At 33.0% G+C, this 14,560-nt stretch carries 12 protein-coding genes and 1 riboswitch; of the genes, 5 read left to right on the forward strand and 7 right to left on the reverse strand.

Annotated features, from left to right (window positions below; all coding sequences use genetic code 11):
• Positions 1-19: 19 nt before the first annotated feature.
• The 6 genes from J3U13_RS04630 to coaA all read right to left on the reverse strand — a co-directional run bounded on the left by J3U13_RS04630 (position 20) and on the right by coaA (position 9,456).
• Entirely contained in the window at positions 20-5,080 is a 5,061-nt protein-coding gene (locus tag J3U13_RS04630) for an alpha-2-macroglobulin family protein (RefSeq protein ID WP_267340464.1), read from the reverse strand.
• Between the two features lie 252 nt (positions 5,081-5,332).
• Positions 5,333-6,007: a 7-cyano-7-deazaguanine/7-aminomethyl-7-deazaguanine transporter gene (locus J3U13_RS04635; protein ID WP_267340465.1), complete on the reverse strand. Its 675-nt coding sequence runs from the start codon at positions 6,005-6,007 to the stop codon at positions 5,333-5,335.
• A gap of 47 nt (positions 6,008-6,054) precedes the next feature.
• Positions 6,055-6,708: a 7-cyano-7-deazaguanine synthase QueC gene (queC, locus tag J3U13_RS04640; protein ID WP_267340466.1), complete on the reverse strand. Its 654-nt coding sequence runs from the start codon at positions 6,706-6,708 to the stop codon at positions 6,055-6,057.
• Between the two features lie 24 nt (positions 6,709-6,732).
• Positions 6,733-7,206 (reverse strand): preQ(1) synthase, encoded by a 474-nt coding sequence (gene queF, locus J3U13_RS04645; protein ID WP_267340467.1) that lies wholly within the window; start codon positions 7,204-7,206, stop codon positions 6,733-6,735.
• Positions 7,207-7,208: 2 nt separating this feature from the next.
• Positions 7,209-7,253, reverse strand: a riboswitch (PreQ1 riboswitch).
• A gap of 795 nt (positions 7,254-8,048) precedes the next feature.
• Positions 8,049-8,504, reverse strand: coding sequence for a DUF1090 domain-containing protein (locus tag J3U13_RS04650; RefSeq protein ID WP_267340468.1), 456 nt, complete (start codon positions 8,502-8,504; stop codon positions 8,049-8,051).
• A 16-nt stretch (positions 8,505-8,520) separates the two neighbouring features.
• Positions 8,521-9,456 (reverse strand): type I pantothenate kinase, encoded by a 936-nt coding sequence (gene coaA, locus J3U13_RS04655; RefSeq protein ID WP_267340469.1) that lies wholly within the window; start codon positions 9,454-9,456, stop codon positions 8,521-8,523.
• A gap of 168 nt (positions 9,457-9,624) precedes the next feature.
• On the opposite strand from coaA, the gene yihI reads away from it, so the two are divergent.
• Positions 9,625-10,116, forward strand: a complete 492-nt coding sequence (gene yihI, locus J3U13_RS04660; RefSeq protein WP_267340470.1) for a Der GTPase-activating protein YihI — start codon at positions 9,625-9,627, stop codon at positions 10,114-10,116.
• A 335-nt stretch (positions 10,117-10,451) separates the two neighbouring features.
• Positions 10,452-11,822, forward strand: a complete 1,371-nt coding sequence (gene hemN / locus J3U13_RS04665) for an oxygen-independent coproporphyrinogen III oxidase (RefSeq protein WP_267340471.1) — start codon at positions 10,452-10,454, stop codon at positions 11,820-11,822.
• 66 nt (positions 11,823-11,888) lie between these two features.
• Here the strand turns inward: hemN and rsmC are convergent, their stop codons facing one another.
• The gene (gene rsmC / locus J3U13_RS04670) at positions 11,889-12,929 is read right to left on the reverse strand and encodes a 16S rRNA (guanine(1207)-N(2))-methyltransferase RsmC (RefSeq protein WP_267340472.1); all 1,041 of its coding nucleotides are present in this window, start codon (positions 12,927-12,929) and stop codon (positions 11,889-11,891) included.
• Between the two features lie 90 nt (positions 12,930-13,019).
• Here rsmC and J3U13_RS04675 point away from each other — a divergent pair, with 90 nt between their 5' ends.
• From J3U13_RS04675 to J3U13_RS04685, 3 genes are read left to right on the forward strand one after another with little or no spacing between them, the layout of a single operon-like run.
• Positions 13,020-13,427, forward strand: a complete 408-nt coding sequence (locus tag J3U13_RS04675) for a DNA polymerase III subunit psi (RefSeq protein ID WP_267340473.1) — start codon at positions 13,020-13,022, stop codon at positions 13,425-13,427.
• Entirely contained in the window at positions 13,396-13,857 is a 462-nt protein-coding gene (rimI, locus tag J3U13_RS04680; RefSeq protein ID WP_267340474.1) for a ribosomal protein S18-alanine N-acetyltransferase, read from the forward strand. Before J3U13_RS04675 ends, rimI begins: the two co-directional genes overlap by 32 nt.
• 19 nt (positions 13,858-13,876) lie before the next feature.
• Positions 13,877-14,512, forward strand: coding sequence for a thiamine diphosphokinase (locus J3U13_RS04685; protein WP_267340475.1), 636 nt, complete (start codon positions 13,877-13,879; stop codon positions 14,510-14,512).
• The last annotated feature ends 48 nt before the right edge of the window (positions 14,513-14,560 follow it).

A 14,560-nucleotide genomic window follows, 5' to 3' on the forward strand; every position in this document is an offset into this window, starting at 1 on the left:
TCAAATCCTTTACTATCACTTAATTAATTACTTTTTTTATTGGAACCGATATCGTCATTAAGCTCGGAGATTGCCCAATAGCAAATCGATCAGGACGGTACATTGATTCAACATAAGGATGAGGAATCATATAATTTCCTGTTGTTACTGCTCTCACTAAGTAAGCAACACGTTTATGATATTTTTTTTGTCCGATATCATTTTGGATATTCACAGCAGCCACATATCGATCATCTCTGAACTCCTGATATTTAAGTTGACTTACGTCATCATCTTTCAATAAAGATGCTATGCTAGGGATGGATGATAGATGCACGCTACTATTAGAAAGATTCTGATTTTCAAGTTCTAATCCAGCTGGTAAGTAATCAACAATCAATGCATCATGAACAGGTTCTTTGGATGTTACATCTAAAATCACTACCATTATGGTTCCTACTTCTAATTGCGATGGGTTAATCTTGTTACCCAGCAAATCGTAATAGGTTCGACTAATGTTAAAAAAGCCATCTTGTGATGTTGGTGGTGGAGCAGTTTGTCCATAACCAGAAAGAGAGAATTTAAGATAAAGAGGTTGATTATATTTTGAATTGTTAATAGATAACCCTTTCGTTAAGGCTTCATAATGATAGGAATTTGAGAAGATTGAATTTACCTTAGCAACGTTATCATTTATTGCCAGTTTAAATTTATTGTCCTTTTTATGTTGCTCTAATGACCAACCAGCAATAAACAATGCATTCAATTCCTGAGTTGAGTAATAGCGTTTTTCATTTAATAATTCAGATAGAATAAATAGAAAACTGGCTTGATCTTTTTGAGCCATATCGTTTTCAATCAATAATGATAAAATTAATGCTTGGTCACGAATTTTGCTACCATAATTACCTAGCCATTTACTATAGTTAAATGGAGTTGTGAAGATTAATGGTAATAATTTGTCATAAATAGATGTCATGCCATTTATCTTCGCACTTACTGATAATTGTGCCAAAGGTAATGGGGAGTAAACAAACGATGTATCATGATTGATTTTATTAGATAAATAATTGATTTCATTTCGCATTGCTGAGGAAATCTTACTGTATTTGGATAAAATCATTAGCGCATAAGCTTTAATAGACAACTTTTCAAACTCAAGTTCTTTTTCATTCCCGTAATAATAAAGATGGTTAAATGAAGATGAATCATAAATATATTGACCAAGACGCATCATTGCGGCATCAAGTGCTTTATCATTTACCTGATAACCTCGTTCTTTAGCTTGCAATAAAAAGTCAGTGGCATAAACAGTAAGCCAATGTTCTTCTTCACTATGACTACTCCATAAACCAAAACTGCCATTACTCCGTTGCATTGATAAAATGCGTAAAATGCCTATATGAACCTTTTCACGGCGTTTGTCATCAGAATCGGTTTTAATACCTAACTGTGCAAGCTGTTCATTGTTCGCATATAAAGATGGGAATAATCCACTGATTGTCTGTTCTAAACAACCATAAGGATAAGCAAATAAACTTTTAATATATTGAGCGATGTTCAGTGGAGGTTGATTAGAGACGACCAATTGCCCTTCAACGGTATTTTTAATCAATTCAGTTAATGCTTGGTCAGGTAATTTCCAACTTTTATTTTCATCTAACACTGCCTGATAATATCTTAATGTTGGAGCGTAAGCTGGTCTTACACCTATATTCCAAGAACGACGAATGTTAAAATCTTTATTATCATCCATGACAATACCTTTCACATCAACAGTTATAGTACCTATACCATAACCAAAGTTTGCAGCAACAGGAATCTGAATAATATGTTTTTGTTTGCTATCAAGTTTGACAGAAATAGATTTGGCATCATTTTGATGAATCAAACCTGTGGTTGATATTTCAACTTGCATAGTTTGGATCGTATCAGTCAAATTATGAAGATCTAACGCTAATACAGCCTGATCTCCGCCGGATAAAAATCGCGGAGTGGATAATTCGGCAATCACAGGCGCTGCTACCTTTATCGTTTTTTCTGCTTTACCAAAACGATTGTCATCCCATGCTTGCGCCATTATGCGCAATTCACCATTGAAATTAGGTAATTGTAAATCAACAATACCTTCGCCCTGATCATTTAATTGAATAGTTTCTAATTGTTGAGCAACAATAAAAACATCATTAGACGGTTTTTTTCCACCAGTGCCCATTGCATCACCACCAAAGCTCATAGTAACATTACGCCCTGAAGCTTCAATTAAGCTACCATAAACATCAAAAATATCAACATCATAACGTTTACGTCCTAAAAAGCCAACGTAAGGATCTGGCGTAACATAATCAGTAATATTTAGTACACCCGAATCAACAGCAGAAACTAACACTATGACTTTTTTATCTTTTTGAATAAATTGCTTATCCATTTTGATTTTAATTGGCACAATACTTTCTGGATGCACTTGTTTTAGAGAATCGATTGAGATATTTAAATGACGCTTAGTTGTATCAGTAGGTAAATAAAGTAAACCCATTGCTCGTTTTACTGTTTGTATTGCTGCATCAGTCGATGGGCGTATTATCATGGCATTAATATAAATATCATGTCTTCCCCAATTTTCAATTGGTATATCGACATCCAAACCATTTTCGCCTACAGTAATTGCTTTTTTCCAAATGATACCATCATTTGTTTCAAGAGAGATGTAACCAGATCCTACAACTGGAGCTTGAACATTGACTTTAGCCACATCTCCGACATGATAAAAGGGTTTATCAATACTTAACTTGACTTGATCGGGGCGCACTGATTTCGTACCATGTGTATTATCCTCCCAATCGTAACCTGACCAGAAGCGAAAACTTGTCACTACTTTAGAGTCTGCATCAATAACTTCAATACGATAAGATCCATAATCACTGCTCAAATAGCTTATTTTAGTCGTACTCCCCACTTCAATGGATAATTGATCCTCAGAAATAACAATGTCACTGGAATTATAATTTACTTGCCAGCCATCTTCGTTTGACCAAGTCCAATAATATTGACGACGCTCATGAATCAGTCTTGTTTTTAAGGAATTTGTACCAAGTTTTTCACCCTCTAAATTGACATAAGCAATTTCAAATTCTGCATTAGTCCCGATATCAACGGTTGGACGCTCATAATAATTATCACTGTTCCAATCATAATATGGTGAATCCGCAAATAAAGCTCGAATTGCTGGTAATTTATTTGCAGGCCAAATGGTTTGAGTAGCATAACGCGTAATAGGTCTACCACCTGAATCCAGCAGACTCGCTTGTAGAACCACTTTGACTGGAGAACGTAAGTTTGACCAACTATTTTTCTTAATATGAAGCTGTTTTAAGCCATTGTTATCTAATTTCTCCTCAAACGAACCAAGTTCACTGTAGAGATTAGCGTCTGTTACTGAACCAATTTTAAAATCGGCTAATCCAGCAATAGAATCAACTTTCTTTAAATACACATTAGCATCTAGGCGATTATCTGATGCTGGTGCACCATACAAATACCAACCTTTGATATCAAAGTAAACGTCTTCATCGCTTAATATTGGACCGCTGGATGAACTGGTTATTTCCATCGCCATACGTTCTGGCAAAAATTCTTCCACTTTAAAATACCAATAACGATAAATGTCATCCCCTAGATTGAAACGAATTGACCATTTACCTGTTGCTGCATCAGATGGAATAACATAATTAGCCTGATATAAACCATTCGTATCAGCATTGCTTTTTAATTGAAAATTTTTAACTACTCGTCCATTAGCTGAAATCATATCTGCTATAATTGGTTGGTTAGGCAATGGTTGTCCATCGGCATTACGTAATAATGCATTAAAATAGACAGTTTCATCTGGACGATAAAGATCTCGGGGTCCAAAAACAAATAATTGCTTGTCATAATAAGGTGTGCCTGATAAATCGAATTCAGTCAGATTAAGGGCATTGCGATCAATATATATAAATGAAGTTTGTTTTCCATCGCTGGCTGTCAATACCCGATATTCATCATTGTTATCCATAGTGAATTCAGCATAACCATCTTGGTCTGTCTTTTCTAAAATATATTGACAATTGTTATCTACTTTTCCACGATTACGACAAGCTATTTCAACATTTGCAAGAGGCTTACCATCATCCAATCCATAAGCCATAACCGTAAATTTATGATTTTTATAGTTATGAACTGAAATTCCAATATTACTTATTGAAAATAGGGTTGCTGGATTTGATTCGTTGTAAGTCCCAGATTCATTCATCACGGCAACATAAACGCCTTCCTGATTAAGTTCATTAATTTTTGAAAGGTTGACTAGAACAGTTTCTTGAGCATTGGGTTTAGGATTAAGATCAAAACGTGACGAATATACTAAATCGGCATAGCCATTCATCTCTTCTGAACGCCAAACTGAAAGTTTATTAATAAAGCCAAATTTATGAATAAAATCACTTAATTTATCGGGCTTAATTTTAAAAAAGTTAATGTCGACCTTATTAACATTCAATGTGGTGACAGGTAATCCACTCATGGATTTACTCGGTAATAATAATCCAGTACTGGCAAAATTCACCATGGGATGACGATCTTGAGTCGTTAATTCTTTTTCATAAACTGATTGTAAACGACTGTTATTAATTGCCGTTAACATTTTATCGATCGTTAATGCTAATTTACGATTTGGTGCAAGATAACGATGTCGTAATTCCAAACCATTATCAGACAACTCCCAGACACCATCGACTACACCGGTTTCCTTATCGACTAATCTCAGTAAATTTGTAAAATTTAATTTGGGTAGAAGTGGAACAGAAAAAGTCACAACTAGAGTACTTGATCCATCAAGAATGATCTCTGAGCAATCAAGAATTTCTAGTTTTTTATCTTTATATTTTTCGATTAAATCAGGTGTTGGATTAAATACAATAGGTGATTGCAAATCAATATTCACATTTTGCGTCGAGCTATTTTTTTTGTTATCCATTATCTTTGTCATAAGCTCGTTATCATTGGCTTGAGCACATAGCGTTAAAAACAAACTTAATATCGCTAAGTGTTTAATCAATATCATGATTTCACCCATTTACCCTTTTATTTCACAAAATGATGTGATTATTTTTTATCAATATTATGCACTGTCAGTAAACGTTTAGCAAAAAATCTTTATAATAGGAATTGTTTATAAAATGATAAATCAAATTTTTAACAGAATTTTTCAGAAAAACTGATTTGAAGTGGTACTCTTGGCATTTAGAACTTACTGTACGATCAATAAGCTCCAAATGTTGGTAATTTATAAATAATTGGGTGATGACTGACTGGTTTATAGCGTTTTTGCAGTTAATTTTTTTAAAATAACATTCAAAATAATCCCATATAATGGTAAAAAGAACAAACCACAAATTAAAATTTTAAAACTGTAATCCATTAACGAAATTTCACCCCAGTGATTGGCCATAAATTCATCACTGCTTTTGTAAAAAGCAATAGCAAAAAAGACGATAGTATCAATACCATTTCCAAAAATTGCAGAAGCGGAAGGTGCTACCCACCAAGAACGATTTTTTCTTAAATAGTTAAAAACAGTAATATCCATTAATTGTCCAATTAAATAAGCCGCAAAACTGGCTAAAGCAATTCGAAAAACAAAGCTATTAAAATGAATCAATGCTGACCAACCTACCCAATGGGTTTCGAAAAATAGAACCGAAATTAGGTACGAAAACAATAAAGCGGGAATCATAACCACAAAAATAATTTTTCTCGCCAAACTGGCACCAAAAATACGAATAGTTAAATCAGTGGTCAAAAAGATAAATGGAAAAGTGAACGCTCCCCAAGTAGTATGAAATCCAAAAATATCAAATGGAATTTGTACCAAATAGTTACTGGAAGCAATAACGATAATATGAAAAAAAGCCAACCAGCCGAGTGCTTTATGTTTTTGCTGTCGAGTAAATTGTTTTTCAATCAATTGTGAATGAACGTTTAAATACATATTTGTTTCCTTTTTTAATGGGGTGAGAGAACCCAGATAAATATTGGTTAAGTTTGGGCTAAATATTCTTGTAGACCTTTATCACGCAGCATACAACTAGGACATTTACCACATCCCCCTTCTACACCGTAATAACAAGTATGGGTATTTTGGCGAACATAATCAAGATAACCCAATTTATCAGCCATTTCCCATGTTTGAGCTTTAGTCAGGTACATCAAGGGTGTTTTAATATTAAATGCATAATCCATCGCTAAATTCATCGATACATTCATGGATTTAATAAAAATATCACGACAGTCAGGATAACCACTAAAATCCGTTTCACAAACGCCGATAATAATATCATTAATACCTTTCTGCTTGGCATAACAACCCGCTAACAGTAAAAACAACATATTACGTCCATCAACAAAAGTATTTGGGTAATCACCATCTTGTGCAGCTTTGATTTCTTGCGAATCATCAATCAAAGCATTATTGGTCATATGTTTGATCACTGATGTATCAATTACGGTTTGCTTGACACTTAAATCCTCGGCGATCCACTTAGCTTTATCCAATTCAATACTATGGCGTTGACCATATTGAAAGCTTATGGTTTCAACATTCTCACGACCATAATCGGCAATGGCTTGCAGCAGACAAGTCGTCGAATCTTGCCCTCCAGAAAATATCACTAGTGCTTTACGATTTTTCATTAAAAATTCCTGTCAGATTGATAATTAGCGATTATCGACTTTTTCGGGATAAAGATCATGATTAACTAAGCGATTGAGTGCAATTTGCTTCCACTGAGTATTGGATTTACCATAATTGGCATAAGGATCAATTGAAATACCACCACGTGGTGTAAATTTACCCCACACTTCAATGTATTTAGGATCCATTAACTTAATCAGATCTTTCATAATGATATTGATGCAATCTTCATGATAATCACCATGATTTCGAAAGCTGAATAGATACAGCTTAAGAGATTTACTCTCAACCATTTTGATATTAGGCACATAAGAAATATAAATTGTGGCGAAATCAGGCTGACCTGTAATAGGACAAAGACTCGTAAATTCCGGACAATTAAATTTAACAAAATAATCATTACCGGGATGTTTGTTATCAAAAGTTTCCAGAATTTCCGGAGCATAGGTTGTTGGATAGCGAACAGACTGATCGCCTAATAATGTAACGTTACTCATAATTTTCCTTAGTTTTTTTGCGTGGGAGGTTCACGAACCACGAGACAAGCCGCACACCTTACCTTTTTTTACTAAAAAAGTCTAGAACATCATTTTAATCAAATTAATTAAGAGCTGATTTGGAAACAATGAAACGGTTAACTTTGAAAAATAGCAAATATTACTCTATAAAATTAGCTATCTAATAAAATTTTATAAAAAAGAGATCAGTTTATTTTCAGTAATTGTTATGTGTAACACTCATTCTGTTTTATCAAAAAGACAACATTCATTACCGATAAAAAAACATCCTTGTAGAAGATTTTTAATCAATAGTCATAAATTTATGAATAGTAAAGGGATAATAAAGATCAATGTTATAATCTGTTTATTTATATCGTTGTAAGACTCATGTTGTTCTTTGGACTATTAATAGTCCTAATGCGATTATCTAATTATTTTTTAACAATTGGTAATAGAAAATTAAAATAATTTAATTGATTATATTTACATCGAATACATTTAGTCGATTTTCAGTATTCAAGTTTTAAAATTTTGTAATTAATAGCCGTAAATTATCTGTCATAATATTCATCCATTTCTAATGGTTTTATTTAATAATATTTAGATAAATGATCATATAAAACTTATCGTTTTTGGTAGCACTTTAGGTTAACAGCATTTTTACAGAAAATAGCTAAATAGAACTAAAGAAAATTAACATAATTTTAGCTAATATGAGATATTAAAGATGACCTCAAGAAGTAATATATCTCCTCAAGGTCAATATTAATTGCACAAATTTCAATATTATTTTATTGTTCGAATCTATTTTTTAATTTCAATAAAATTAAAAACTAAGATTACTTAGTATTAACTTTATCATAATAATCCGCTAATTTATTTTTTGCTTCAGTGAGTTCTTTTTCTGCATCGTGCAATTTAGATTTTAGAGCATCAATTTTGTCTTGATTTGCATTAATACCATCTTTTTCATACTCTTTGGTTTTTTCTGCTAATTTTTTGGTTTTGTCAGAGACATTTTTGCTTTTTTCTTCCACTAATCTTTTGTATTTTTGTTCCAATGTGTCATCCGAACAATTGGTATTAACTTGTTGAAGTGCTTTTTCAAGCCCTGTGATTTCAAAAGTATTATTGGCTTTTTTGGCTTGTTCTATTTTTGCTTCGATGGCCTGTTTTTTTGCATCGCAAGTCAATCCTTCATGTACATCATTACTTGATGCATAACTATTTACAGAAAACGCCATAACTAAAGTGATAATGCTTAATTTACTTAATAACCCTATTGCTGATTTCATATTGATCCTCCTAAGTTTATTTTCTTAATTGAACATAATCTACTTTGTGATCGTTACCTTTTGTCAAAATCAAACTGGCTCTTTCTCGAGTTGGTAAAATGTTTTCAACTAAATTTAATTCGTTTATCTCACTCCACAAGCGATTAGCGATGCTGATTGCCTCTTGTTCTGGTAATTGAGAATAGTGATTGAAGTATGAATTGGGATCACTGAAGGCCCCTGCTCTAAATTTTAAAAAGCGGTTCACATACCAATGATGTAATAAAGATAAATCGGCGTCAACATATATCGAAAAATCAACATAATCTGAAACAAATACTCGATTATGTGCTTGAGTATAATTGACCGCACCTTGTAATACATTTAAACCTTCCAAAATCAAAATATCTGGACTGTCGATCACGATCTCTTCATTTTCTACAATATCATAAACTAAATGTGAATAAACCGGTGCTTTAACTTCCGCTTGCCCTGATTTTATATCTGCAACAAAGTTAATTAGCTTTTTAAGGTTGTAGGATTGTGGAAAACCTTTTTTATTCATAATGCCGCGCTCTTCAAGGCATTTATTTGGATATAAAAAACCATCCGTAGTAACTAACGCTACTTTTCTATGTTCAGGCCAACGAGTTAGTAATGCCTGTAATACACGTGCCGTAGTACTTTTACCAACAGCAACACTGCCCGCGATACCAATTATGTAAGGGATTTTTTGGCTTTTACCTAAAAATTTAGATAATACCGCCTGCCGACTAAAACTATTACTAATATAAAAATTGAGTAATCTTGATAAAGGTAAGTAAATTTCACTTACTTCATCCATTGATAAATCTTCATTGATTCCCTGTAAAGAAATTAGTTCTCCAGATGTTAAGGTCATTGGTTCCGAATTACGCAAGCTTGCCCATTCTTTACGGCTAAACTGCATGTAAGGACTCAAATGATTATTCATGTTTATTTCTCTATAACGATTGATTCAAGAATATTCGGCTCAGATTATACATAAAACTGTAATTTTACAATCACTAATTCACAATGTGTCTTCCTCATAGCTATATTTTAGACTTACTGATAAAATATACTGAATAAATGATTAACCAAACTGTAAAACAGAGATAGTATGTTAAAATCTAAATCGAAACAAAAACTCAAAAAAAGCCGTCAGGAAATTAATGAAGAGTCTCGCGAACTCAAACGTAAACGCAAGCATAAAGGTTTGCCTAGTGGTTCACGCTTTAATAATACAGATAAAAACAAAAATAACAATACTCAAAAAGTAGCGAAAGATCCACGTATAGGCAGTAAAACGCCGATTGCTTTAGTTGTTGATACAAAGGTGAATCCCCTTAAGGCTGTTAAACAACCTAAAGTAGAGAAAACCGTTTTATCACCACAACAAGAATTAGAGCAACTTGAAAACGATCCTAAATTGGATATGTTGCTAGATTTGGTTGAAAAAAATGGCAAGTTGACTATAGAACAACAAACTTATTTGGATAGTAAATTGAATCGAATAGATGAACTGATGCAAGAATTAGGTTATATCGATGATGATTTTGAAGCTCTTGATGATGAGAAGGAAGATATCGTAAGTTTATTAAAACGTAATTAATAATGGGTAAGGGTCTTACTTCACCCAATACCATTCATTTTTGTAGTAAGGTCAGGGAAAGAGTTATAAAAAATATCCCTGACTGAATGCTATAATAACAGATGTCTTATTCGAACTGTAATTTATAACACATAGCGAGCAGATAATAATGCCATTATTGATAATGTTAAATTTATATTTTGGATTATTTATTTGCACATTATTGTATTTGCGTAAAACAAATCAGATCAAGCTGAAAACAAGAAACAGAGCAAAAAGTGTAACTAAGCAAAAACCAACTTTACTAAGTCATGGATATAATAATGCTAAACACAGACTTAAACGGAAACAGAAGTATGACTGAAAAACAATTATGGGATCAGGCTTTAATTAAAAAATATAACTATTCTGGTCCAAGATATACTTCATATCCTACTGCCCTTGAATTTAATGAAAATTATAATGAACAGGATTTTTTGAACGCGACGTCTCGTTACCCTACCCAACCTTTATCTTTATATGTACACATTCCGTTTTGTCATAAACTTTGCTATTTTTGTGGTTGTAATAAACTTATTACACGTCAAACCCAGAAAGTCACCAAATACCTGGATATTTTAGAAATTGAAATAGCAAAACGAGCCAAACTTTTCCAAAACAGAATTGTTACACAAATGCATTGGGGAGGAGGAACACCTACCTTTTTAACAGATCAAGAAATTAGCCGATTAATCAGCTCGCTAAAATCCCATTTTCAATTTGCTGACAATGCTGAAATGTCAATTGAAATTGATCCTCGTGAAATTACGTCACAAACTATCGATCATTTAGCCCAAGTTGGCTTTAACCGCTTAAGTATGGGAATTCAGGATTTTAACCACGAGATCCAAAATCTGATTAATCGAGAACAAGACGAACATTTGATTCGTTCATTGATCGATCAAGCTCGAAAAAATCATTTCGACTCCATTAGTCTCGATTTAATTTATGGTTTACCTAAACAGACCGTTGCCAGTTTCACCGAAACCCTCAATAAAGTGATTGATATTTCTCCGGATCGTTTAAGTGTGTTCAATTATGCGCATTTACCGAGTCGCTTTGCAGCTCAGCGCAAAATCAAAGATAACGATTTACCCAGTGCTTCGGAAAAATTACTGATTTTACAAACAAGTATAGAAAAATTAACCCAATCAGGTTATCAATATATTGGCATGGACCACTTTGCTAAACCAACCGATGAACTCGCCCTTGCTCAACAGCACAATAAATTACATCGAAACTTTCAAGGTTATACAACGCAAGGGGATGCAGATTTGCTAGGATTAGGCGTCTCTGCAATTAGCATGTTAGGTGATAGTTATGCGCAAAATCAAAAAGATCTTAAAATCTATCAGCAACAAGTCGAGAAAATCGGTAATGGTCTATGGAAAGGTTTTACGTTAGAACGTGATGACCTTATTCGTCGTGATGTAATAAAGCAACTGATTTGTCATTTTTATCTTGATAAGAAAGTGATTGAACAGCAATACGATATCGATTTTAATGACTATTTTGCCGAAGATTTGGCACTTTTACAACCATTACAGAAAGATGGACTGATCACCATACATAGCGATACAATTCAAGTCGCTCCAAAAGGTCATTTATTGATCCGCAATATCTGCATGTGTTTTGATATTTATATGCGTAAAATGGCAAGACAACAGCAGTTTTCACGAGTAATTTAATAAATTAAGAAAGTTACGGCTACCACCGTAACTTATTTAATCAATTTAATTAATGCGGTTAGATACTTAATGACTGGCTAAATAGACTTTGAATTTAGTGGTTTGTGCAATGACTTCCACATTTTTGAATGTTTCATCTAAAATCGATTGATAAGGCAAAAATGAATTGGCCACGATGCACAAAAAACCATTTAATTTTAAGTGTTTTTTGGCTTCTTTAATTAATGCATTGACTGCTGTGTAACTTGTCTCTTTACCATCGTGAAAAGGAGGATTAGAAATAATAAGATGATATTTATCATTTAAATTGGAAAATACATCACTTGCAACAACAGTCCCTTTGACATTATTGCAATTTAGTGTGATTTTACTTGACTCCATTGCTGCGCTACTCACATCTGACAAAGTGAGCTCAATATCTGGGTATAGCTTACCTAATATCGTAGATAATATGCCCGAACCACACCCAACATCTAACACATTGCCTTTAATGATTTCAGCATGGTCAATGACTGCATTCAATAATAATTCGGAACCTGCATCTAACCCTTTTTGACTAAATACGCCTGGTAAACTTTTAATTTCAATATTTTGATTTTCAATAGTAATATGGTAGCTCAACCACCATTCATTGAGTTCAAATGCTAAGCGACTATCGGCTTGAAAATGATACAATCCACAACGTCTTGCACTATCCATTTTTTGGATGGAACCGAAATCTTGTAATAAAGCTTCAACACTTTTTACTCCTGTACGATTTTCGCCAACAATAAAGATATCGCTTCCTTTGGGCATATTATTAAGTAAATAAGAAAGCTGGAATTGTGCTTCACTTTTCGTTTTTGGCCAGTAATAAATTAGTGTATTCATTCCAACATAAAACTCCGTATCCGGCAGCAACGAAAAAATGGTTTGAGCACCACGCACACTATTTTTTAGACGTAAATAAGTATGAAATTGAGTGCAATGAATTTTAACTTGATTTGCGACCATTATTGCTGGATAACTATCTTGAATATCACCTGCAATAATCACATTTTTATCATGAAAAAATGTTTGATGACGTTCAATTACCTGACTTGCTGGAGTAAAAACGGATGTTGACATAGTACCTCGATGAAAAAACCTTTATAATTTTATCTGTTAATTATACAATTAACCCTTATTATTCTCTAATAAAAAAACAGTAATTCAATAATGACTGAACAAGATTGGTATTTGCAACAATGCAATATTACTCAATACATTTTGCGTAATTCAACAGTATTCAAAGGTGAAATGACAATCCATATTAGTGATGAGATTCGTTTGATTGTTGTTGCTGAACAAAAACCAACACAAAAAATATATACAGATATCCTTAACGCTATTCGACTTAAAGAAAATCAAGTCTTAATACTTACTCCATCACAATTCATTGTTCCAGCTAGCGATATAAAAACGGTTGTTTGGTTTATTGATATCATACCTGATGAAATGTGGCAAAATCAATTAACCATCCAAACTTCCAGTTTAGATGTTCTAGCTAATGCACCACAACAAAAGCGCCAACTTTGGCGACAATTATGCCAATATGAAAACTATTTCCACCCTCACTCACAATGATTTAACCGAGGCTTTTGCTCTAGAGCAGCTTTGTCATAGGATCCCTTGGTCTAAACCAACGTTCTTTTCCAATCAAGGTGAGCATTATTTAAATTTGAAATTAACCATAGATAATAAAATAATCGGATTTTGCATCTGCCAGCTGGTTGCCGATGAAGCTAATTTATTTAACATTGCCATTCACCCTCAATTTAGGCAACAAGGGCTAGCGAAAGAGCTTTTAAATCATTTGATTGAAAAATTAATGACGATCAATTTTGACAAACCTATTGCTTCCTTGTGGTTAGAAGTGAGAAAATCCAATGATGCAGCCATTCGCCTTTATCATTCACTAGGTTTTAACCAAATAACCATCAGAAAAAATTATTATCCAACTATTGATGGAAAACAGGAAGATGCCATTATAATGGCCTATACCTTAACTTTATAAAACTGTAAAGTATATGACAATGCAAAGCAATAGAGCCTTACTTTTTGTAAATGGTGAGCCGACTAAACATTATCCCAACAATTTAGAAAACTATGCTTTTATTGCCGCAACAGATGGGGCTTATCATAACTATCTTTGCAATTCACCAATAATTCCTAATTATATTATTGGTGATTTAGATAGTTTTGATCATAGCGGTACTCTACCAAGTGGAACTGAAATTATTCATACTCCCGATCAAAATAAAACGGATTTTGAAAAAGCCATCTTATTTTTAGCAAGTAAAGGTGTGAAAAAATTTGATATTTATGGCGCATCAGGTTATGCTAGTGATCATTTCTTAGGAAATTTATCGGTTGTTATACGTTACTATGATCGATTGAATTTTACGTTCTATGATAATTATTGCCAGTTCTTTTTTTCCAAAAAGCAGCAAACTCTTTGTAATATAAAAAATCATATCATTTCTTTTATTCCTTTGTCTAAAGTTACAAATGTCACCATTACAGGTGTTAAATATCCATTAAGTAATGCAACATTAACGTTAAGAGGATTAACAAGTTTAAGAAATAAAGTCATCACGGATTCAGTAAAAATATCCTTTAAAAACGGTGACTTGCTTGTTTTTATAGAAAATAAAGCTACACAAGATTGACAATAACATTTACATTACTTTACAATAATATACACAACTATACACACA

It is taken from the genome of Gilliamella sp. B2887 (assembly GCF_026537015.1).
GTDB lineage: Bacteria > Pseudomonadota > Gammaproteobacteria > Enterobacterales > Orbaceae > Gilliamella.